Origin of the sequence: Ralstonia sp. AU12-08 (assembly GCF_000442475.1) — a bacterium.
Lineage (GTDB): Bacteria > Pseudomonadota > Gammaproteobacteria > Burkholderiales > Burkholderiaceae > Ralstonia > Ralstonia insidiosa.
The window spans coordinates 20,249-44,028 of record NZ_ASZV01000013.1; the positions used below are offsets into that span (position 1 = coordinate 20,249).

Genomic DNA, 23,780 nt, shown 5'->3' on the forward strand with positions numbered 1-23,780 from the left:
CCGCACTGCCGCCGACGTTGATGCAGTTCCGGTAAGATATGCCGATAGCTTTACAGTGCGTCGCCAGCCGACGCTCTGCGCCCGCCGGCATCCAGCCCAGTACCTCAGTACGTGGCGGCGCACCGAATCTCCCGACACCGCTTCATGGAATCACTCAAGATCTACAACACGCTCGCGCGTGAGAAACAGACGTTCGTCCCCATCGAGCCCGGCCGCGTGCGCATGTACGTGTGCGGGATGACGGTGTACGACTACTGTCACGTCGGGCATGCGCGGGTGGTGGTGGTGTTCGACATGGTGCAGCGCTGGCTGCGCGCGTCGGGCTACGACGTCACGTACGTCCGCAACATCACCGACATCGACGACAAGATCATCAAGCGTGCGGTCGAGAACGGCGAGACCATGAGCGCGCTCACCGGCCGCTTCATCGACGCGATGCACGAAGACTTCGCCGCGCTCGGTACGCAGCGCCCCGATCACGAGCCGCGCGCCACCGAATTCGTGCCGCAGATGCTGAGCATGATCGGCAAGCTGCAGAACAACGGCCTGGCCTATCAGGCCACCGACGGTGACGTGAACTACGCGGTGCGCAAGTTTCCGGGCTACGGCAGGCTCTCGGGCAAGTCGCTCGAAGACCTGCGCGCGGGCGAGCGTGTCGATACCAACGACGCCAAGCGCGATCCACTGGACTTCGTGCTGTGGAAATCCGCCAAGGTTGACGAGCCGGCCGAGAGCCGTTGGGCTTCACCGTGGGGCGAGGGTCGTCCGGGCTGGCATATCGAGTGCTCGGCGATGAGCTGCGAGCTGCTGGGCGAGCATTTCGACCTGCACGGCGGCGGCGCGGATCTACAGTTCCCGCACCACGAAAACGAAATCGCCCAGTCCGAAGGTGCGACCGGCAAGACCTTCGTCAACACGTGGATGCACAACGGCTTCGTGCGCGTGAATGACGAGAAGATGTCGAAATCGCTCGGCAACTTCTTCACCATCCGCGATGTGCTCAAGGTGTACGACGCTGAGGTCGTGCGCTTCTTCATCCTGCGCTCGCACTACCGCAGCGACCTGAACTACAGCGACGCCCACTTGGACGATGCCCGACACGCGCTCACGCGCATGTACACGGCGCTCAAGGATGTGCCCGCTGCTGCTGATGCCCAGCCTGACTGGAATGAGTCGCACGGCAAGCGCTTCCGTGACGCGATGAACGACGACTTCAACACGCCGGTGGCGGTATCGGTGCTGTTCGAGTTGGCCAGCGAAGTGAACAAGACGCGCTCGCCGGAGTTGGCCAATCAACTGGCCGCGCTGGCTGGGGTGATGGGCCTGCTGGGGCGTGATCCGCATGCTTTCCTGCAAGGCGGCGTGACGGCTGATGGCCTGGATGCTGCCGCGGTGGAAGCGCGCATTGAAGAGCGGCGTGCCGCCAAGGCGGCGCGTGACTTTGCCCGAGCGGACGCCATTCGCGCGGATCTACTGGCTGCCGGGATCGTGCTGGAAGACAAACCGGGTGGCCTGACCGAATGGAGACGCGCATGAACGCGGTGGCCAAGAAAGCCAGCGCAGTGCGCAGTACGGTTGCCAAGAAGGCGCCGGCCGTGAAGGCACCTGCTAAGAAGGCGGACGCCAAAAAGGTGGACGGCGTTGCCGGCAAGGCAGTGGTTACCAAGAGCGCCGCCATCAAGGTTGCCGACAAGGCGCTGGCCAAGCGCGCGCCTGCATCGAAGGTGCCCTTGTCTGAAACGCTCGCCACCCATGAGCCGGTGCCGGCTGAGGTGGTGCTGTCCGGTCCGCCGGAGTACTGGCAAGAGGCCTGCGCAGACTTGATGAAACGCGACCGCATCCTGCGCAAGATCATTCCCGCGTATGGTCCGGCGCACCTGGCTTCGCGCGGCGACCCGTTCGTCACACTGGCGCGGTCGATTGTCGGCCAGCAGATTTCGGTCAAGGCGGCGCAGTCCGTGTGGGAACGGGTGGTGGCCACATGCCCCAAGCTGGTGCCCGCACAGTTCCTGCGAGCCGGCCAAGAGAAGCTGGCGGGCTGTGGCCTGTCCAAGCGCAAGGCCGAGTACATCCTTGACCTTGCCGAGCACTTCCGTAACGGCACTTTGCACGTCGCCAAGTGGGCCGAGATGGACGACGAGGATGTGATCGCCGAGCTGACGCAGATCCGCGGCATCGGCCGCTGGACGGCGGAGATGTTCCTGATGTTCAACCTGATGCGCCCAAACGTGCTCCCGCTGGACGATATCGGGCTCATCAACGCAATCTCACAGAATTATTTCAGTGGCGAACCCGTCACTCGCAGCGAAGCGCGCGAAGTGGCTGCTAACTGGGAACCGTGGCGCACAGTGGCCACCTGGTATATGTGGCGCAGCCTCGACACGGCGACCACCTATTGATCTGTTAATTTCGATGAAACGCGCAGCGTCGATCGGCGGTCAAAATCCGGTAGAATGCGCGCCTTCAAGAGCCTTTCAGAAGATCCATGAAAACAACCTTCCTGGAGTTCGAGCAGCCGATCGCAGAACTTGAATCGAAGATCGAAGAACTTCGATTCGTTCAAGACGATTCTGCTGTCGACATTTCTGAAGAAATCTCCCGCCTGGCCTCCAAGAGCCAGCAACTCACCAAAGATCTGTACGCCAACCTGACCCCCTGGCAGGTCGCACAGATCGCCCGGCATCCGCAGCGTCCGTACACGCTCGATTACGTCCGCGAAATCTTCACCGACTTCCACGAACTGCATGGCGACCGCACCTTCGCGGACGACCTGTCGATCGTGGGCGGTCTGGCGCGTTTCAACGGCCAGCCTTGCATGGTGATCGGTCACCAGAAGGGCCGCGACACGAAGGAACGTGCGCTGCGCAACTTCGGCATGTCCAAGCCTGAGGGCTACCGCAAGGCCAAGCGCCTGATGGAACTCGCCGACAAGTTCGGTCTGCCGATCTTCACCTTCGTCGATACGCCGGGTGCATTCCCGGGCATTGACGCTGAAGAGCGCGGCCAGTCGGAAGCCATCGGCCACAATCTGTTCGTGATGGCCGGTCTGAAGGTGCCCCTGATTGCCACCATCATCGGTGAAGGCGGTTCGGGTGGCGCACTGGCCATCGCCATGGGTGATTCGGTGATCATGCTGCAGTTCGCCACGTATGCCGTGATCTCGCCCGAAGGCTGCGCGTCGATCCTGTGGAAGACCGCCGAGAAGGCGCCGGAAGCCGCTGAGGCGATGGGTCTGACGGCACACCGCCTGAAGGCGCTGGGCCTGATCGACAAGATCGTCAACGAGCCGCTGGGTGGTGCGCATCGCGATCCGAAGGGCATGGCTTCGATGCTCAAGCGCGCACTGGCCGAATCGCTGCGCCAGTTCCAGGGCATGAAGACGTCGGAGTTGCAGGCGCGCCGTCACGAGCGCCTGATGGCCTATGGCAAGTTCAAGGAAATCGAAGCGCGCTGATTCGTCTGCCCCGCTGGTCACGCTTGTCGATAAGGTCGCACAACGCATTGCTGCGTGTGCGGCCTTTGTTGTTTCTGGCGGGGGCGAGACACCGACCGTAGCGATCGCGCTATCGGGCGGGCGGGATTCTGCCGCGTTGCTGCATGCGTGTGCCGCGTGGCGCGATGCGGGCGTGCGTGTGCGCCTTGTCGCTCTGCATATCCACCACGGCCTGCAGGTTGATGCCGATGCATGGGAAGGTGCCTGCGCGCGCATGGCGGAAGCCGTGGGCGTTGCATTCCATTCGCGCCGTGTGAACGTTGCCACCGATGCGGGGCGAGGCGTGGAAGAGGCGGCGCGCGAGGCCCGTTATGCCGCATTGGCCGACCTGTGCGCGCAAGCTGGCGCGACGATTCTGCTCACTGCACATCACCAAGACGATCAGGCCGAGACCGTCTTGCTGCAACTGATGCGTGGCGCAGGTCTCGAAGGCCTTTCCGCCATGCCGATGAGCCGCGCTGGCGGCGTGACGTTGCTGCGTCCATGGCTGGATGTGCAACGCGCTGATATCGAGCAATACGCACAAGCCAACGCGCTCGAATGGGTCGACGATCCTTCCAACGAAGATGCGCGGTACGCACGCAATGCATTGCGGCCATTGCTGGCCGGCATGGCGGGGCATTTTCCGGCCTATCGCGAAGCGCTGGCTCGCAGCGCGGCCCATCTGGCGGATGCCGCAGCGTTGATCGACGAGATTGCGCAGGCGGATCTGGTGCAGATCGCTTCGACGGGTGAACTCGATGTGGCAGCATTGGCTGCACTATCTGCGCCGCGCCAGCGCGCGGTGCTCCGTGCATGGCTGGCCCAGGCGGGTATGCGTGCGCTGTCCACGGGCCGCCTGGAGGATCTGCGCACGCAATTGATTGACGCGCGCGACGACGGCGCACTGTGCATTGCGTTGCCGGCGGGGCAGGTCAGGCGCTATCGCGGGGCTGCATGGATTGAGTCCGGTGTTGGTGGTGGGGCCACGCCAGCGCTTGTTGCAATTGGTGCTGGGCAGTTCGACCCAATGTGCCGGACCGATCAGCATGTGAATGTCGCTGAGTGGGGTGGGGTGCTGGTGTTTTCACCTGTGGTAGCAGACGGTATTGCAGCGCAAACCTTGCAAGCGCCACTGTCCCTGGCGCCTCGCTGTGGTGGCGAGCGCATTGTGCTGCGCCCTGGCGGGCCGTCGCGTGCGCTCAAGCAGGCCTATCAAGAAGCTGGTATTCCCGCCTGGGAGCGCCAGCGTTTGCCGTTGCTCTACGCGGGCGATGCGTTGGTGTTTGCCGCTGGCCTAGGCATGGACCGGACGACTGCGGCCAGCGGCCCCGGCTGGCGGATCGCCTGGCTTGCGACCGCCCAGGGTGCGCCCTGACACACATCTTCACCGGGCTTCGCCGGCCAATTTCTTGCCGATCGATGCAAATTGCTGTATTTTCAAAAGCTTTTGCACCGTTCCGCCTCCTCTCGATCTTTCCAAGATGGCTCTCATCGTTCACAAGTACGGTGGCACCTCGATGGGTTCAGTTGAACGCATCAAGAATGTCGCCAAGCGCGTTGCCAAGTGGCATCGTGCCGGTCACCAGATCGTGGTCGTTCCGTCGGCCATGTCCGGCGAAACCAACCGCCTGCTGGGTATGGCCAAAGAGATTTCGGCCCAGCCTGACCCGCGTGAACTCGACATGATTGCCTCGACTGGCGAGCAGGTGAGCGTGGGCCTGCTGGCCATCGCGCTGCATGCCGAAGGCATCGACGCCCGCAGTTACACCGGCTGGCAAGTGCCCGTGAAGACCGATTCGGCCTACACCAAGGCCCGCATCCAGTCGATCGACGACGAGCGCGTGCGCGCTGATCTCGACGCCGGCCGCGTGGTCGTCATCACGGGTTTCCAGGGCATTGATGGCGAAGGCCACATCACCACGCTTGGCCGTGGCGGTTCGGATACCTCGGCCGTGGCGGTTGCCGCCGCGCTCGAAGCCGATGAATGCCTGATCTACACCGACGTGGACGGCGTGTACACGACCGACCCGCGCGTGGTGGACGACGCCCGTCGCCTGGACAAGATCACCTTCGAAGAGATGCTGGAAATGGCCAGCCTCGGCTCGAAGGTGCTGCAGATTCGCTCAGTGGAGTTTGCCGGCAAGTACCGCGTGAAGACCCGCGTATTGTCGTCGCTGACTGACCCGCTGATGTCGCTCGACGTCGAAATGAACTCGGGCACGCTGATTACTTTTGAGGAAGATTCGAACATGGAAGCCGCCGCCATTTCCGGCATCGCCTTTGCCCGCGACGAAGCCAAGATCACCGTGATCGGTGTGCCGGACAAGCCCGGCATCGCCTATCAGATCCTGGGCCCGGTCGCCGACGCCAACATCGACGTCGACATGATCATCCAGAATCAGTCGGTCGAAGGTAAGACGGACTTCACCTTCACCGTGCCGCGCGGCGAATACCAGCGCGCCCTGGCGATCCTCAACGACAGCGTGAAGGGCCATATCGGCGCCGCCAGCGTGTCGGGCGACCCGAAGGTGTCGAAGGTGTCGGTGGTGGGCGTGGGCATGCGCTCGCACGTGGGCATCGCCAGCAAGATGTTCCGCACGCTGTCGGAAGAGGGCATCAACATTCAGATGATCTCCACCTCGGAAATCAAGATCTCGGTGCTAATCGACGAGAAGTACATGGAGCTGGCCGTGCGCGCGCTCCACAAGGCGTTCGAGCTGGATCAGGCGTAATCGACTGACCGGTACCGGGTGGCCGGGGTGGCGACCCTCGGGAGCCACAGATTCTCACCACGTTGTCATGCAGTTGTCGTTGACCGGGTGGGGTGAAGTGGCTAGAATACGCGCTTCGTTGCACGGGCTCCTTCGTGTGACGCAAGTTTGGGAGACGTGGCCGAGAGGTCGAAGGCACTCCCCTGCTAAGGGAGCATCCGGGCCAAAACCTGGATCGAGGGTTCGAATCCCTCCGTCTCCGCCAGCAATGGCGGAACAACCCCGGAAGATCGCGGTCTTCCGGGGTTTTCTTTTTGGCAACTATCAAATCGACTGTCAATTCGTGTCGGCTTTGAAGCTCGCCAGGACAGAGTGGCTTACAGCGGATTCTGTCGGCATCAGGGTTTGGTGATGTCTCCCCCTATTTCTGCTTTCTGAAACGCCGCAAGGGCATTTCCGTCCTCTCCAGTGAAACTATTCGGTGTCCTGTGGCGAGCTCGCGCGCCATCGTGGGGGCATCAACTTCTGAGGATGCACCAAAATGGTGAATATTGAATCTGTTGTAGCCATCCGACCGTGCCCTACGCCGCAGATTTTGTGCTAATCTGTGCGAAAATATGCTGATATTTGCATAGATTTTGGTTTATTTTGCTACGTTAGTGGGGGTTTTTGGGTAATTTAGCCAGTGCCTGATCGATGTGGCCTGTGCTAAGCCTGAATCTCACCGCGTGACCTGATTGGTCCCGTCCCACCGCTGCTTCCTGCGGCCTCGCCGCGTCTGCTGTCCATTCCCCAGGTTGTCGTCCGCTCATCCGAGTCCATCCGGAGGCACACGCTCGCCTGGACATTCTGGAGATTCATGATGAGTGCTTCCGCCCTGCAATCAGTCTTGTCGGCCAGTCCGCTGTTCCCTCTCGGCCAGATCGTTGCCACGCCCGGCGCCCTGGATTTACTCGACCGCACCGGCATCAATGCATCCGCATTGCTACATCGCCATCAACAGGGTGATTGGGGTGCGGTCTGTGCTGAAGATGCGCAATCGAATGTCCAAGCGGTCCTGGCGCACGCTCGCATTCTCTCCGCATACGAGTTGGGGTCTCGGCGCGAACGGTTGTGGGTCATTACCGAAGCTGACCGGCGCGTGACCACGCTGCTGCTGCCAACGGAATACTGATGGAACGCACCGTGCAAAAACTCCATCCCGCGCTCACCGCTGGTCAGCGCTTGACCCTGACCGGCAGCAGTACCCCAGCGTTTTCGTTTCAGGGCTCCTGGGACGGCGGCTGCGCGCTGCACGCCGCTGCAATGGCTTTGGCGATGCTGGGGCTTTTGACGCGGCCTTTGTACATGTCGCAATCTCGGAACTGCGCAGAGGCCATGTTCTGGAGGCGGGCCGAGCCTTACTACCTCAGCGGCATCTCCTTGGATGAGTTGGCGACCGTGATCCGGGAGTTGAACTGGGGCTTGCGGCCGGTCCTCTTCGAGGGGGCGCATACCCAAGTCATCCAGTTTTGCGAGCAGGAAATCTTGCGCGGCTGGCCGGTGATCGTGAGTTGGCGGGAATTGCGCTGTTCGCAACTGCATGCAGTGCTCGTGGTCGGTATCGAAGGGCAACAGAGTGGAAGGGCATTCACGCCCCACACGCTGCTGGCGCTGGATTCCGCCGCCGCCGAGCCGACGCTGGCGACGTACAACGCCCGCCTGACCTACAGGGCACCTGACAAGAGAACCGGCAAGGGTAGCGCACGCGCACAGTACGTGGCGGCACATGGGCGGCACACCATTGAACTCGCGGGGGCGCTGTCATTTCGCCCCATCGCAACGGCGCCGACCCGAGCCAAGAAGCCGCCGTAGTTACCGCCGCGTTTTGCGTTCGCCCACCGGCATGTGGATGTTTGAGCGGCGCTCTCCCGTGGGTTTAAGGGCGATTGTCAGCGGCTCGAACAACCGCGATAGCGTGATGCCCATGCAATAGCACAGATTGGCCAGGGTCTCGATAGAGGGATTCGCAACGCCGCGCTCGATCGAGCTGACATAGGACCGATCGACCAGCGCTTCGTGTGCCAGTTGTTCCTGGGTCAATTCCGCCTCGACACGGCACACCTTCACCCGCTTGCCGATGGCGGTGGCAATGGGATTGCGCTTGTCCTTGCTGGCTTTGGGTTTCATGCCGCAAAGCATGCCCGTCTGACGACTAATTCACCACTTTGTATACACGTCAGAATGACTTGTTTACGCTACACTGCGTCCCGCCAATCTGCGGTTGGGTGCGGGGAGAAAACGCCATGAAGAACGACAAACTCTGCAAAACCGATGTTGTGAACCGGGCTAGCTTGCAGCCCTTGGCCGGTAACGAAATGCTGGAGCAAGTTGCTGCCCTCGCCGCTGTATGCGTGGTCGGTGTGGGGGCCACTGGAATTCGATTGCTGCACGTCTTCCGCGCACATGAAGCCAAAGAGGGCGAAACGTTCCTTGTTGCTCGAGCGACAGCGGCGGGCGCGTCCTCAGACCCCGATGCACGGGAGTTTGGTGGCGCTGCGCTTGTGGTCATGCTTGCCAACACGAACGATGCGGGGGTGCTGCGGGATATGGAAGCCATGGGCCGTCGCGCGTGGTCAGCGGGGGCACTGGTATTCGCAGTGCTCGCGCAGCCGGCTACATCAGGGGCGATGGCAAGGAATGCAGCATCGGCCATGGCTGGCTACGTGGACGGTGTCATTTTCGTACCGGCAACTCCCCATGCTTCTCTTCTTCGACACGTTTTGGATGCGTATGTCGCGGTGTGTACGCAAGGGGATGCTCGCCATCCTTGGCGAGCCCCAATCGGAACTGACTTTCTCGACTTGAGCGCCTCATTCACCGGAACAGGTCAAGCATCTGTTGGTGTCGGGCAAGCAAAGGGCGCCGCTCGATCGGATCGGGCTAGCCGCGCCGTGGAACAAGCCATCGCGAGCATCGGCACTGCCCAGCTCGCGGCAGCAGCCGGCGTGCTGATCCTGCTGATCGGTGGCCGCTCGCTACGACTGCACGAAATCGCCGACACGACATACGCGGTTCACGCGGTCACCGCTCGCGGCGCGGCTCAAGTCCTCGCCGTGCAAAACGACGAGCGGTTGGGTGATGCACTGCGCGTCACCGTAATCGCCGCTGGCCCCAGTGCTTGAAACAGCTTCGACCAAAAATCCACTGTCTTCGAAAGGAACGCAACCATGAAACCCCGTTATCTGCTCGCGCTGCTGATTGCTCCTGTTATTGCCCACGCCCAACTCAACATCCCGGGGCTGCTGCAGAACGCCACCTCCGCTGCACGTCAGTCCATGCAGGAACAACAGGAGCAGCAAGTCTTCAACGACATGGAGACACAGAAAGCCCAACGCCACCAACAACTGGAGCAGGAACGCGCCGAGGAGAAAGCGCGCAATGTGCAGCGCGCCCGCGAACGGGAACAAGCGCGAGCCGAAGAGAAGCGCGAAGCCATGGCGAACAACCCGCGCTGCAAGGGAAAGGACGAGAACTGCCGACACTACCTCGAATACCACGTCACCTGCCCCAACTGCGCCAAAGATGACCTCGATGTCCTTGAGGGCGGTTGGCGTAGGAACCAAGCCAAACAAGGGCAGTTGCAGCGCGAGCAGCAACAGAAGAAAGAATTGTGGGCTCGTATGTCGGCCATTTGCCCGGAAGTCAGCAACGAAAATATCAACGCGGGTGAAAGGTTCGTCATCTGCCGCAATCGTGGGGTCGCTGAGAGCGATCTAGTCGCTAGCTACGATCAAGCGCCTATGGCTATCCAAGCCGTTTTGATTAAAACCATCCAGATCATCTACGCCTACAACGTGCGCAACCCCAAGAAAGGGAACGAAATTCTAATCTGGGCACACAACTGTGCACGCGGCGTGTGCGGGCCGTCGCCGCTGTGACAGCGTGAACGGATATCGAAAGCCATTCATTTCCACTACGGAGCACACATGTATAAAGCGGGGGGAATCATTGGGATCATTGCCGGCGTCCTGGGCGTCGGCGCCGCGCTGGTGACGCTGCTGTTTGGGGGCGTCGGGGCGGCCTTCAACGCGGACGGCGCACAAACCGTTGTCGGACTGGGTTGGGGTGGCGTCGTATTTTCGTTTCTGGCGATCGTCTTCGGTGCCGTCGTATTTGCCAAGCCGAAGGGGGCCGGCATCGGTTTGGTGATCGTCTCCATCCTGGGGGCAATTCTCGGCGGCACGCTGGTGGCCGTCTTCATGGTGCTGGCGCTGATTGGCGGCGTGCTCGCAATCATTGGCAGCCATCAGGCGTCGCAGCCGGTGGCGTACGCGCCCAATATCGCATCAGACATCCCACCCAATGGGGCGCCCCAGGGTGCGCCATCCCGTAAGTCCACCAAGACGGTTGCACTGGCGGTGCTCGTCGCCATCGGCTTAGTGGTTCTGGTCATCGGCGTCATCAACGGTGGCCATCACGGTCCAGCGGTATCCACGTCCGACCCGGTTGCACAACTGGACGGAACACCGCCCAGCGACTTGCGCCCGGATGGCGAACTGGCCGCCGTCTTCGCGCTAGGTAGCCGCTCCACGGACCTGCAGCGCGAGAAGCAGGAGGCTGAGATCAAGGGCAAGGTGGTCGCGTGGCGCTTGCCCGTCTATGAAGTCTCCAAGCGCGGCGACGGCTACCGCATCCAGACGTCCAGTGGGCGCGGCGTCATCGGCACCTTCCTGACCCTCACGGCGCGCACGACAGCCGAGCGGCAATTCATCGAGGGACTACACACGGGGGACAGCATCAGCTTCAAGGGCAAGATCAAGGGCATCTCGATGCGCAGCATCGATATCGAGCCCGCCATCCTCTGGGATGCGTCGCGCGTGCAAGGCAACAGCGCTGGCGCAACTCCAGCACAAGCAGCCACTGCTGTAGGCGCACCGCAGCAACCCCAACCGCAATCCGCTGCAGCCGAGACTGAACCGCACGTGCCGGGCGAGATCAAGACGGTGCGCACACGCTTTGGTGACTTGTCGATCAGCCCAGACAACGAACTGCTGTACCAAGACAAGCTGCTGACTCCGGTCGTGCAGGGCAATAACAATCTGGACATCGTGAAGACGTTCCAGTTGGGGCCGGTGGATGCGGCGCTGGTGCAGGACACGGGCGGCACAGCGTGCCCCACGCAGTTCTACATTGTGACCACTTCACAGGCCGGTGCGGCGGTGACACCGGGCTTTGGGACGTGCAGCGACAGCATCCAGACCGCGCAGGACGGCGCATCGATCGCCATCACGATGCCGGGATTTGTTGGCCCTGAAGAGCCCGAGGGCAAGCAGCGCTCGGCGGCTACGCAGCAACACATTTTCCGCTTTGCGGGTGGCGTGCTGACCGAGAACGGCGCGCCGCTCAAGCAGCGCTGATGCGGAACGATCTGCGCCAGTCGTCATCCCTGGTCCGGGTCCGTGGGATACGAACGCTATCGCTCAGGTAGATCGATTGGTCGTTGCCGCAAGACCGGTCCGTCGCCCATATTGCTGCGGTTGCTGGCTTGCGCGAGAGGCCTTTACGCGCGAGTTAGCGCAAACGTAGAGCAAATACGGGGAAGTGGACGTAAGAATGCTCGCTTCGAGCCAAGAGGACCCCAAGCGACCATCAAGCCCAGGAAGCGCCGCCAGCTAGCGCACATTGGCTCACGCAGCCCTTGCCATCGCGGCCATGGCCGTCTTCACGGCCGTGCTCTTCGATCTGCTTAACACCGATGGCTACGTGGCGCGTTGGTACACCACGCTGAGCGGCTACCCGTGGCCGTTTGATTGTCGGTGCGTTCTGCTGCCGTGTCATCCGTGCTGCCACGTTAGTGCAAGTGGCGGGCTCAGCTCAACATTAAGACCATGCTTCGGACTATCAAAACCTTTGCCGGCAAGACCGCCTCCAATTCGGAAGCCGGGGACCTCAATCGGTTTCTGTGCGACGTGTTGGTTGAGGTCGCTGCCGAGAACTACCGGCAGACCATGTATGAACTCATGGCCCTGACGACAAAGGGGGATGCGGGAAGGCAGTTCGACCTGGCCCCACCCCTTCGAGCCAACGAGCGCGTGATGTCCGGCTTGTTTGCAACCGCCATCCTCAAAGCATTACTACGATCGAGAACGGAGGTCAGAATTGATCGTCTCGAGCAGGCGCTTACGCTTGATGCCTTGAACGAAGCAGACGCACCAAGCGAAGGTAGCGAGGTGTCGCCGTCAATGAAGCACGGTCACGTTGATTACCTCGCATGGTATGGAAGCCGTGTCATTGGCATCGAACTCAAGATGGCCGGCATGAATTGCGAGCGCCCAGCACCTACCCGGCCCATCATCCGTGGATGGCGCAAAGCCGTGGAGCAAGCCAATACGGTACAAAGCTGCCTGCGCGATCGGCAGAAGGAAGATCGGGCCCGCTATCCCAACCCGGTTTCGCTGGCCTTGATGGTACTCGTCGGTCGTCGTAATGCCGGCATAGAGAGCATCGATGAGATGAATCACTCCATCGACGACATGGAGCAATCGGCGATTGACATGGCGGCAACTCGCCAGCGAGGCCGCTGTAGCGGTCTCAACTTAAACCAACCAGCCTCCTCGAAAGCCGGGGCGGTTCACCTCGCTGATAAGCAACCGGAGTAGTAGGACCCCGGCGAAACACTAGTTGTTAAAGGCCGAGTTCTGGGACCCGGCCTTCGGGGTAGAGGAACGAGACAAACCCGGTAACATTGGGCTCAGCGCCACCCGGTCAACTCTGAATGAACGCCAGCAGATCGTTGCTGATTAGCTCCGGATGCGTTGTACACATGCCATGCGATAGACCTTTGTAGACCTTCAGCGTGCCTTTGCGGACAAGCTTGGCACTCAGCAGGGCAGAGTCCGCGATAGGCACGATCTGATCGTCGTCGCCGTGCATGATGAGCACGGGCACGTCGATCTTCTTCAAGTCTTCCGTGAAATCCGTTTCGGAGAAGGCTTTGATGCAGTCATATTGAGCCTTGATGCCACCCACCATGCCCTGGCGCCACCAGTTGTCCTTGATGCCTTCGGAAACCTTGGCACCGTCACGGTTGTAACCGTAGAACGGAATCGGGACTTCCCGATAGAACTGCGCACGATCTGTTGCGACCCGTGCACGGAAACCATCAAACACCTCTAACGGTAGCCCTCCAGGATTAGCCGGAGTCTTCAGCATGATGGGGGGACAGCACCAATAAGCACTGCTTTTGCTACGCGGCCAGCACCATGCTGTTGATTTGCACGGAATCCCGCCGTTTCGGGACTCAAACGAACTGGGCGACATCTTGGGAAGTTTGTACTGGGCTTCGGCCTACCCAAGCCATTGGGAAGACTGGGCGATGTTTGAAGCGCCAACCATACAAGGTTGTCTCATGCGAGTTTCAGACCGTATACGGGACAAAATCAAGCGAAACAAGAACCCCGAACGACGGGAGTTGTTCAAGATGGCGTTGGAAGCCACAGCCGAAGCGCAGGATGCGTACTTTGACCGTAGGTATGAAGATGGTAAGAGCGCTGTCTGGAAAGCTGTGAATGCGTTGAAAGAGGGAAATCGCCGACGCAAGAAGGTAGTCGACTCTTGAGAGGTCGCCAGCGCGCACGCTTGGGGACAGCCTTCGAAAAAGCCGTAGCTAACGGTAACCGAGGTCAAACGCATGTTGCCGCCTATCCCACATCAGTATGTTGACTACCTAAGAGTTCATGGAGTCTTTGAGGGATTCACTGCTGACGAGGTGGCGCCTGGCTATGTCGTGCTGTGGCCGGTCGACAAAATCGCGGACTACAACTCCGACTTTGAAATCGAAACCTACGCCCCCGGATTCGTAGCCTTCGGCGGGAACGGCGGCGGAGAGCTGTTGGTGTTTGACCTCACCGGGGCTGTGTTCATGCTGCCGATGATTGGCATGGAGCCACAGTATGCGAGACGTATCGCCGAGAGCTTTCAAGACTTGGCGAAACGTTTCCAGGTTTGAGCAGACGGCAACCGGCTGCTAACGGCCAGAAGCGGTCATCCGGTGCCGTCGGGCAAATCGCTGACGATTCCCGCAATCATCGGGCGAATGTAGACAGAGATCGGATCTACTCCAAGGGGACCAACCTCGCCCGCGTCGAACACTAGATACACTTGGTAAAAGAACGCGGGCCAAGAGTCTTCTCTCAGTGCAAAAAAATCGTCGTATCCTCGTCAATTTTTTGTATCGATGCACATGCAAAATAAGAAATTTAAGCTCTCGCCGGACGAAATAGCGCCAATAGTCAGCGGAGTTGGTGGATGTCTGGCTACCGACCGAATTGTTGTTGATGGCTGTCAAGTCGGATATATGTACAGAGAGAAACCGCTGAACGAGCAAGACAGCGGCTGGCGCTTCTTTGCAGGAGATGAAGACGAAGCGTACATGGCTCGAAACGAGCATCACGGAGTTTATGACGTCAACACAATCGTCAACTACGATCCGACGATACTTCCCTTCATCGATCTGGATATCGGTTCGGCATTAGAGCGAGATAATGCTGGAGACTTCGTTGTTCTCAGGTAATGGCCGGCTGGTATTTAGCGTCTGCTACCGGCCACAAACTGCCATTCGACGCGTACGGGGACGCCTCCCATCGCCCCCCCCCTTTGAATCACACCGATCAATGATTGAAAGCAAATCGCGCTCCGGAAGCGTGGCAGTTGGCGTGCTGAAGGCCCTTCACCTTTTGAACGCTGAGAGTAAGCCGGCGACGCTCGAGGCAGTCTGTAACTGGCTCGCGACATCTGAGGATTTCTACTACGACGATTGGCTGATCGTCGGCGGACGTACCGCGACGGAATACATCGCTGACATCCTGGGGGATCTGCGCGACCTTGGCGTCGTTTGTGCGGTCGAGCGCAATACGGGGGCTGATTCGCAGACGAGCCTGGAATGGAGTCCGCGTCTGCTTCCAACTGCCTAAACAATGCCGCAAAGATTGCCGCTGATGGGCGAATCGCTTTCCGTGTCGCATTGAGGCCATGACTGCTCCGTAGCGGCGTGAATGCCTGCATCGCTGCCAACCCAGCCAGCGACGCGAGCCCCAGCCATCCGCCTACATTCCGGCCGCAATCAAATCCGAAATCTGCACCGACGCCCGCGCAAAGTCAGTCAGCGCGCGCTTGTGCCGATACCGTCGGCCGGCACCTGCTGCGCACTGCTCAACGCCACTGGCGGCACAACAACCGAGCGCCATCCAATAAACTCAACCCTCTTGCACACACTGGACCGGAATACCGGTCACGTCACTTCATCGAGCTCATCAGCAAGTACAACGAATGGTTTGCGCGTGACCAGTAGGCTCTCGCGGATGGCGGCTCAGCGTGGTCGGGTAGAGTAAGTCACGCCTGTTGGATGGCGACCGGCCGCCTGCTCCGCACATCGGCATTCGCTTGGTGGTGGCCGATCTCGCGAACCGCAGCTGCGAATTGGGGCGAGTGTCAAATTGCCTGGATTCGGGTGGCGAAGATCGCTGATGAGCCTGGACTGTTTGCGAATTCGAGACAACAGAAGGCCGTTGCAATCGATTGCAAACCTTGACGCGCCAGTGAATTCAGTTCATCTGATATCAGGTGGAAAAATAATTCACAGCCATCTTGAAAGTTGTTTATTTTCTTGAGTGTGGGTGGACCTATGATCCCGAGCCAATAAAAAGGATCGCCTGACTGGTTTGCGCAAATTGGTGCTGCTGGCGTTCCGCATCCCCAAATAAAAGGGTAGGGAGTTCAGCCATGCAGCCGATTTCGGATCGGGCAACGGGCGCGGATGCGCGCGCCGAAGAGATCAACGACGTAATCAGTCGCTATAGCGACGTGCGGCGCTCGGTCGTAGCGCGTTCCGTGGCGGCCATTGTGGCGGTGGCGTCTTGGCTCGGTCCTGTTCAGATTTCTTGGCAAGCAGCACGCCAAAGCGCTGCCACCATTGCACTGCATACCGGCTCGCCGTTCGAGGAGCTTGCCGATCGCGTGGCATCGTGGCGTACCACGGGGCGCCTGTTGGTGCGTTGGGGCGTTCAGCATGCAGATGCTGCACCGATTACCGATCCCACAGCGCCGATCCGCTTCACGCCTACTATCACGCAGACCACGGGGCCGAATGGCGGCATCCCGGTGCTCCAAATCACAACGCCGAATCAGGCTGGGCTTTCTTACAACCTGCTGCAATCGCTGACTGTCGATAACGGCGTCGGCTTGGTGTTGAACAACAGTTTGACGGGCGGTGGCACGTTCCTGGGCGGAAATGTCGCGGGCAACCCCAATCTGGTTTCGTCGGGGCCGGCATCAACCATCCTGACGCAGGTCACCGGCACTGCGCCAATCCGCATCAACGGCACTGTCGAGGTATTCGGCACGCCGGCAAGCGTCATTTTCGCGGCGCCGGCAGGCATCTATCTGCAGGGGGCTGGGTTCACGAACACCCCCACAGTCAGTCTTGTTACGGGAACACCGCAGTTCCTGAACGGCAGTGGCGCCCCGGTTGGGTTCGATCAGGCGACGGCGGTTGGCTACACCGTGAACAGTGGCCGTATCCAGATCGACCCGGTGGCGGGCACGACGAACGGCGCAGGCATCGAGGGTACGGTTGGAGCGATCAACCTGATCGGCCAGACCATCGGCGTCAACGCACCGCTGTATGCGGGGCAGCAAATCAATGCGATCGCCGGCAACCAACTGGTCACGCCCGTGGCAACAGGCACCGGCCGTGCCGGCTCCGACTGGCAGGTCACCAGCACCGGCCAAAATAATGCGGCCAACAGCCCGACGGCGCAGAACGGTGTTGCCATCGATGCCACTGCCTTTGGGGCATTCACTGCCGGTCAGATCAAGCTGATTTCCACGGCTCAGGGTCTTGCGGTCCGCGCAGTGGGCGACATGGCCGCCAATACCAGCAACGTCAACATTGACGCCAACGGTAACGTTACGGTCGGCAATGTCTATGGCCAGCAGTCCGTGGGAATTACCTCGACCGGCACTGTGTCCACCACCGGGACCGTCAAGGCACAGCAGGATGTGTCGGTTGCCGCAAACGGTGACGTGAACGTGGGCGGTGCCACGCAGGCGGGCAACAACCTGAGCCTGAACGTGGGCGGCAACCTGACCGGCTCCGGCAATCTTGCTGCCGCCAAAACGCTGACCGCGACGGCCGGCAACAGCGTCAACCTGACCGGCAACCTGAACGCGGCCAATCTTGCGGTTTCCGCGCAGGGCCAAGACGGCACTGGTGACATCACCCTGGGTGGTGCCGTCACCTCCCCGAACACCATTGCGCTCAACGCCGCGCGCGATCTGGCGCTCGCCGGTCAGGTGACCACAGGTGGCGATCTGCAGGCCACCGCTGGTCGAGATATCGGCATTACCGGCACGACACAGAGCACAGGTGCCACCACGCTGACTGCCACGCGCGATGCCACCATCGCCGGCACCGGATCGGTGACAGCCGGCACAACCCTGTCCGCCACGGCAGGCCGCAACCTTGATGTGTCGGGCGGCGCTGCATCGGGGGGCGATACCACCCTGACGGCCACCAGCGGAACGCTGTCCACATCCGGCACCGTGCTGGCCGGTGGCAACGCCAACCTGAGCGGTCAGACCAGCGCCACGCTGGGCGGCACTGTCTACGCCACCCAGGCCGTTATCGCCCAATCGGCTGCCGGTACCACGAGCGCTACGGGCACCGTGATCGCGCACAGCGGCAGCGTTGCACTCACCGGAACGAACGTCAGCGTGTCGGGCGGTACCCAGTCCGGCACCGACACCATGCTCACCGCAACCCAGGGCAATGCCACCATTGACGGACAGGCCGCCGCACTGGGCAAGCTGACGGTCTCGGCAACACAGGACATCACGGGTCAGGGCAGCACGGCCAGCGTCGGTGACACGAACCTCGCTGCGGGCCGCAACATTGCGCTCACGGGCAGCAGCCAGACGGCCGGCAACCTCACGGCAACTGCAGCCAACAACGTAGCCATCACCGCACTGCCGGTGGTGGGCGGTAACGCCACCCTGACCGGCGCCAATGTGTCGCTTGGCAAGGTAGGTGCGACCAGTCAGGTCAACGGCACGCTCCAGGCAACCGGCACGCAAAGCGTCGCCACGGCCGGCACGATCAACGCTGCAACGGCCAACCTGAGAGGCGGCACGGTGACCAACTCGGGCACCGTCACCGCGTCCAACGCACTGACGGCCACTGGCACCACCCTCACGAACACCGGCACGCTCGGCGGCGCCACGACCACGGTACACGGTACCAATGTGGTCAATTCCGGCCTGATTGGCGGGCAGACCGTCAACGTCACTGCCGACAATACCCTCTCCAACCAGAACGGCACGCTGCTGGGGACGCAGACACTGAACGTCACAGCCAACGCGCTTACCAGCAACCAGAACGGTGTCATGTTTGCGGGCGATCCGGCAGGCAAGACGCCGGGCGGTGACCTGACCCTGACGGTCTCGGGCGGCAATGGCAGCTACAACAACACGGGTGGCCAGATACTGGCCGCCAACAACGCCACGCTGAACCTGCAGAACCAAACCATCGATGGCGCCAGCAATCAGGGCACCGTCAATGCGGGCAACCAACTGACCTACAACGTCGGTGCGGTGGCCAATACCGGCGCGTGGACGCTCGGTGGCAAGAGCGCCACGATCAATGCCGCCAGCGGCATCACCAATTCGGGTTCGATCCAGCACGCGGGTGACCTGACCCTGAGTACCCCGGGTGCGGTCAGCAATAGCGGCCAGATCATCGCCGGTAATAACCTGACGGTGGCTGGCAGCACGATCAGCAATGCGGCGGGTGCCACGCTGCACGCCGATAACGACCTGTCGGTCACAGGAAATGCCACCAACCGTGGCACGGTCGAAGCGCTCAACGATGTGAATATCGCTGGGGCTGGCTACGACAACGCCACAGGGCTCACCCAAGCCAACCGCGACGTGAACGTCAACGTGTCGGGCAACGTACTGAACCAAGCCGGCACGATTGGCGCCAAGCGCGACGTGAACCTGACCGCGAATCAGGTCATCAACGACGCTACCGCCCCCACGGGCAGTGGCACCACCGTTGTCACGGGCCAGGAGGTCAACCCCACCTATTGGTCGCAAGTCACGATTGGGACGGAGCTGTGGTACTTCTCGACGAGCGGCAACTACTTGGGGCAGCATGCTCCGGTCACGATCGGCAGCCTCAAGCCCGATGCCAATGGCGTGATTTCAGGCTACTTGGCCCCGGAGACCTACGACCCGCTCGATCCGAGCACGGGACCGGTTCTGTCTTTTTCCACCCAACTGTGGCACCTGGGCGATAGCCAAGGCAATGCGCTGACGCCGTTGGTGACGCTGCCGACCGTGACGCGCACAGAGACCACGACCCAGGACGGCGTGGGCGGTGTCATTCAGGCCGGACGCAATCTTGGTGTGACGGCTTCCACGCTGTCCAACAGTGGCGGACAGATCAGCGCAGCCAACAACATCACAATGGCCGTGGGAACGCTCAATAATGGCGCTTCAGCGGGCTCGACTAAGACCATTACGGAGTCGGTGGATCAGGCGACCGTCAACGCCTTCATGACGCAACTGCGGGCGGCCCTGTATGGTGGTGGCGCTACCCCGAAATTCGCGCTCGATGGTGTGGTGAACGACGGTTGTGCGCTCGATGGCTGCGTTGCGCCGCATTGGCTGACGCTGAACAACATTCCGGGTGACCCGAATCCGTACCTAGCCTACGGGCCGCCCGTCACGGCGCCTGCTCCCCAAACCACGGTGCAGCAAACCGCAGGCAAGCAAGGCGTCATCGCAGCCGGCGGCAATATCGATCTGACCCAGGTTGGCACGCTCAACAATGGTGGCCAGATCGCAGCGGCCGGCAATATCACCCTGGGTGGCTCGGTCAACAACATTGGTCAGTTGAACGTCAACCGCACCACGCTGCCCGGTTGCGTGGGCAACCCGACGACCTGTACTGATCCTGGAGTCTCCGGCGGCGGAAGCCCGTACCACGAGGTGATCGATCCTAAGCAGCAGGTCGCCAGCATCGTCGCGGGCGGTACGCTCACGGCCAACGCCACTCAACTGACGAACCAGACTGGCACCATTGCCGCAAGTGGGAACGTGCAGATCACCGCGCCGACGGTGACCAACACGGGCGCCACGATTCAATCGACCGGTGGTTCGGTCACGATCAATGCTGCCAACGGTCTTACGAATCAGGCGGCCCCCACCACGACGGTCTATGCCAGCCACGGTTCGGATACGAGTGCGTGCGGCAAGGTGGGTGGCACCGCGTGCGCCACGGCCACGCAAACCGCCACGGGCGACGCCGGCATGATCCTGGCGGCTACGGACCTGACCATCAACGCCGGGGCCGTGCATAACAACGGTGGCGCGATCGTAGCGCCTGGCACCGTCGCCATTACGACCGGCAGCTTTGATAACACCGCCATCCCGCTGCGCCAGTACTACCACTGGTCCTACAACAACCAGAACTCAACAGCCAGCGACACCTGGGGCTGTGATGCCGCCGGCGACATCTCGGGTTGCCAGCGCGTGTTTGGCAGCAACCTGACCAACGGCTGGAATGGCACCGCTGAGAACGCCCCGACCATCGGTCAACTGAATTCGTATGTCAGCGGCGGCAACCTGAGCATCAAGTCTGGCGGCGCGCTCATTAACAGCGGCAACATCGAAGGCACGGCGATTTCTCTGTCGGGCGCCACGATCTCCAACGGCATTACCAATCCGGCGATCCAAACGCCGCCCTCCACCAATGGTCAGCAGGTGGTGAGTCTCGGCCCGATTGGCACACCGAACGCGCAACTGCCGGCGACGGGTACACCGGACAGCTTCAGCGGTCCGACCACCGTGCTGCAGAAGGGCGTGCCGAACCCGTCCAATCCGGGTACCTCGAACGGCCAATGGCAGTTCAATCCGGTGGTGGTGACGGCGGCCAACGGCCAGACGGTGACGTGGCACTTCAACGCGCCGTTGAGTGGCAGCCCACTCACGTCACCGACGGCCACCGGCTCGACGGCGCAATATCTCATCAGCAGCCCCGCCACGGCGGTACTGGGTGGCGTGGGTCCGCAGACCCTCATCAACGCATTGCCGGCAGACCTGCAGCCGGGTAGTACACCGTTCTACTATGACCCGCAGGCCGAGAACGTACGACTGGATCAACAAGCGTTGGCCACCACGGGGCGCACCAGCTTCGTCAATGGCCTGACCTATGACAACCAGAACCACCTGACGGTCGACGATCAAGAAAAGCTGGTCCTGTACCAGAACGCGGTCGACTACGCGAAGGCCAACGACATCAAGCTCGGTCAGGCACTGACGCCACAGCAAACGGCCGCGCTGGACAAGCCGATGCTCTGGTATGTGACGCAGCAGGTGCCGGACCCGAACTGCATGAGCGGCGCGTGCCCGATGGTGAGTGCGCTGGTGCCACAGGTGTACTTGCCGCAGGGCTACACGGGGATCGAGCCGGGTGGCTCGATCGTGGCGAGTCAGAGTCTGGACCTGATCGCGAGCAACCCGATCCAGAACACGGGCACGCTGGGTTCGTACGGCACGCTCACGACCAACACCACCATCGTGAACGAGCAGCGCGCGGCTGACATGACTGCCGCGTGGCAGCCGATTGAGGATGGCTGGGCGCGCACCACCGGCCAGCAGGGGCAGGCCAACAGCGGCTTCATGTTCGCGGCCAATGCGGCGGATATCGCGGGGCAGGTGCAGAACATCAACGGCGTGCTGGCGCAGTTGAATGCCGACGGCAGCATGAGTGCGGCAGAGTCGGCACGCGTGGCGCAGGCTGTGCAGGCCGGGATGGCAGCCGTCACTAGCACGCACACGGACACGTTTGTTCGTTCGCCCGACATCATGGGCGAGATTTTCTCGGGCGTGGTGATTTCCATGATCGCCGTGATGAGCGGCGGTGCGCTCGGACCGGCGTTGGCAGGGCTCTCTGGCGGCGTGGTAAGCGCGACTGTAGCTGGTGCGGCAGCGGGTGCTATGGCCGGATCGGCAGCGAGCCAGTTGGCCAACAACGACGGAATCAACTTCGGGAAGTTGTTTACCGCAGGTGCGGTCGGCGCCATCACGGCGGGGATTGCCAACGGTATCACCGTGAACGCGGATGGCACGCTGGGAATTGTTGACCAGATGGGCCAAGGCAACACGCTGGCCAACCTGGCAGGCGCCCAGAGCGTGCCCGGCACGACCATGACGCAGGCGGCGGCTAGCACGACGACGAATCTGATGCAGCGCGCCGAAGCCGTGTTGCTTATGAGTGCGGCCAACGCCGGTGCTAACACGATTGCCTATGGCGGCAGTTTTGGGCGCTCGTTCCTGAATAGCCTGGCCTCGAATAGCGCCGCCATCGCTGCGTACAACATTGGTAGTGGCGTGCCGGGTATCGGGAGTCCGTTGGCGACGCCAGAGACGATTCTTGCCAACATCGGACTGCACGCGCTTGCGGGGTGCGCCGCTAGTGCCATGCAAGGCACGGGATGCGGAGGCGGTGCCATCGGGGCGGCTACTAGCGCAATCCTCGCGCCGCTGGTGCGCGATGCTCAGTATGGCGGTGCGTCGCAAACCACTACCGTGACCGACAACGGAAACGGTACGGTGACCGTTGCGTCGACCTACGACAATCCGGTCTACAACATGGTGACTACCGCGCTGGCTACGCTGGCCGGCGGTGCGGCAGCGAATTCGCTTGGGTTCAACGCTCAGACTGGGGCGAACGCCGCGCAAAACGAAGCGCTGAACAATGCCACACAGAACAAGAGCCTGATCTTGTCTCCAACGGACCTTGCGATTTCTATGTTGCAAGGCATGCGTGAAATCCCGGGGGCGATACGGACTTTCTTGGCGACGGCACAGGGTTCGTCGGGGAATTCGAATACGGACCCGAGCAATCAACTGCAGGGCTTCGGCAACGATGACAATACGCCTCGCACGGGCGGCGCGGTGGTGACGCCGTCGACGATGGCTTGCTCACCGACCGGACAGTGCGTTATCACGCCGTCGTTTGTATCGCCAGGAAGCGCAGGCCTTCCGCGCAATGCGATGGCGTCAGGCAGTGGTGGTAACGAGAGTGACAATAGCTCTGGTTCAACCGAATTTCCAACAACGGATGCAGTTTCTGTTACTGGAAATCGTTCGATCGACAAGGCTCAAAGCTATGAAGGTGCTGTCCGGGGCATGTACGACAATGCATCTTTTTCGGACAGGCAGTACACGGCTGTTGTAAATGGTCAGCGGGTTAGTGGCGTCGCCGACGATGTAACTTCGATTGCTGGGAAGCTTACCGCAGTGGAAGCGAAGTTCACGGATGATTGGTCAACTTCGATTCGAAATCCGAATAGCCCAAATGGAAGGACGCCGTGGGCAGTAGCCGAGCAAGAGAACATGGTTGCGCAAGCGCAGAAATATGCGGCTGGTTTTGATGGTGGTGTCGTTTACCATACCAACAGTCCACAGCTTGCGAGCTATTACAGTAACGTGTTTAGTGACGCGGGAATTAAGAATTTCAAGTTTGTGATCACACCAGCCAGATGAAG

16 protein-coding genes, 1 tRNA gene and 1 pseudogene are annotated in these 23,780 nt (G+C 61.2%); 16 read left to right on the plus strand and 2 right to left on the minus strand.

All coding sequences use genetic code 11. The annotated features are described in order from the left end of the window. Positions 1-144: 144 nt before the first annotated feature. From cysS to C404_RS38665, 8 genes are all read left to right on the plus strand, one after another. The gene (cysS, locus tag C404_RS38630) at positions 145-1,536 is read left to right on the plus strand and encodes a cysteine--tRNA ligase (RefSeq protein ID WP_021194119.1); all 1,392 of its coding nucleotides are present in this window, start codon (positions 145-147) and stop codon (positions 1,534-1,536) included. Continuing rightward, a complete protein-coding gene (locus C404_RS38635) occupies positions 1,521-2,399 on the plus strand; it encodes a DNA-3-methyladenine glycosylase family protein (RefSeq protein ID WP_031329147.1) in 879 nt (292 codons plus the stop codon). The genes cysS and C404_RS38635 overlap by 16 nt, the downstream gene beginning before the upstream one ends. 86 nt (positions 2,400-2,485) lie before the next feature. Continuing rightward, complete coding sequence (locus C404_RS38640; RefSeq protein WP_021194121.1) at positions 2,486-3,454, plus strand: acetyl-CoA carboxylase carboxyltransferase subunit alpha; 969 nt, start codon at positions 2,486-2,488, stop codon at positions 3,452-3,454. Then, complete coding sequence (gene tilS, locus C404_RS38645; RefSeq protein ID WP_031329149.1) at positions 3,423-4,850, plus strand: tRNA lysidine(34) synthetase TilS; 1,428 nt, start codon at positions 3,423-3,425, stop codon at positions 4,848-4,850. Before C404_RS38640 ends, tilS begins: the two co-directional genes overlap by 32 nt. Positions 4,851-4,956: 106 nt before the next feature. Further along, entirely contained in the window at positions 4,957-6,207 is a 1,251-nt protein-coding gene (locus C404_RS38650; RefSeq protein WP_021194123.1) for an aspartate kinase, read from the plus strand. Between the two features lie 150 nt (positions 6,208-6,357). Beyond that, positions 6,358-6,451, plus strand: a tRNA-Ser gene (locus tag C404_RS38655). Positions 6,452-7,048: 597 nt separating this feature from the next. Beyond that, positions 7,049-7,360 carry a hypothetical protein gene (locus C404_RS38660; protein WP_021194125.1) on the plus strand — a complete coding sequence of 104 codons (312 nt, stop codon included), beginning with the start codon at positions 7,049-7,051 and terminating at the stop codon, positions 7,358-7,360. Next, entirely contained in the window at positions 7,360-8,040 is a 681-nt protein-coding gene (locus C404_RS38665) for a hypothetical protein (protein WP_021194126.1), read from the plus strand. Before C404_RS38660 ends, C404_RS38665 begins: the two co-directional genes overlap by 1 nt. On the opposite strand, the gene C404_RS38670 is transcribed toward C404_RS38665, so the two are convergent. Next, entirely contained in the window at positions 8,041-8,367 is a 327-nt protein-coding gene (locus tag C404_RS38670; RefSeq protein WP_031329150.1) for a helix-turn-helix transcriptional regulator, read from the minus strand. Between the two features lie 104 nt (positions 8,368-8,471). Here C404_RS38670 and C404_RS38675 point away from each other — a divergent pair, with 104 nt between their 5' ends. The 4 genes from C404_RS38675 (at position 8,472) to C404_RS38685 (ending at position 12,827) form a co-directional block, all read left to right on the plus strand. After that, positions 8,472-9,350 carry a hypothetical protein gene (locus C404_RS38675; protein ID WP_021194128.1) on the plus strand — a complete coding sequence of 293 codons (879 nt, stop codon included), beginning with the start codon at positions 8,472-8,474 and terminating at the stop codon, positions 9,348-9,350. A 45-nt stretch (positions 9,351-9,395) separates the two neighbouring features. Beyond that, entirely contained in the window at positions 9,396-10,106 is a 711-nt protein-coding gene (locus C404_RS38680) for a hypothetical protein (RefSeq protein WP_021194129.1), read from the plus strand. Positions 10,107-10,154: 48 nt separating this feature from the next. Beyond that, on the plus strand, positions 10,155-11,585 hold the full coding sequence (locus C404_RS60435; protein ID WP_021194130.1) for a hypothetical protein: 1,431 nt from the start codon (positions 10,155-10,157) through the stop codon (positions 11,583-11,585). 471 nt (positions 11,586-12,056) lie between these two features. Beyond that, complete coding sequence (locus tag C404_RS38685) at positions 12,057-12,827, plus strand: hypothetical protein (protein ID WP_021194131.1); 771 nt, start codon at positions 12,057-12,059, stop codon at positions 12,825-12,827. 106 nt (positions 12,828-12,933) lie between these two features. Here C404_RS38685 and C404_RS38690 read toward each other — a convergent pair. Then, positions 12,934-13,436, minus strand: a pseudogene (locus C404_RS38690) (alpha/beta fold hydrolase); the annotation flags it as partial. A 422-nt stretch (positions 13,437-13,858) separates the two neighbouring features. Between C404_RS38690 and C404_RS38695 the strand changes: the two are divergent. From C404_RS38695 to C404_RS38710, 4 genes are all read left to right on the plus strand, one after another. Continuing rightward, complete coding sequence (locus tag C404_RS38695; protein ID WP_021194133.1) at positions 13,859-14,176, plus strand: SMI1/KNR4 family protein; 318 nt, start codon at positions 13,859-13,861, stop codon at positions 14,174-14,176. 234 nt (positions 14,177-14,410) lie between these two features. After that, positions 14,411-14,740 (plus strand): DUF2185 domain-containing protein, encoded by a 330-nt coding sequence (locus C404_RS38700; RefSeq protein ID WP_031329152.1) that lies wholly within the window; start codon positions 14,411-14,413, stop codon positions 14,738-14,740. A gap of 100 nt (positions 14,741-14,840) precedes the next feature. After that, positions 14,841-15,140, plus strand: coding sequence for a hypothetical protein (locus C404_RS38705; protein WP_021194135.1), 300 nt, complete (start codon positions 14,841-14,843; stop codon positions 15,138-15,140). Between the two features lie 808 nt (positions 15,141-15,948). Continuing rightward, entirely contained in the window at positions 15,949-23,778 is a 7,830-nt protein-coding gene (locus tag C404_RS38710; RefSeq protein WP_021194136.1) for a beta strand repeat-containing protein, read from the plus strand. Positions 23,779-23,780 lie beyond the last annotated feature (2 nt).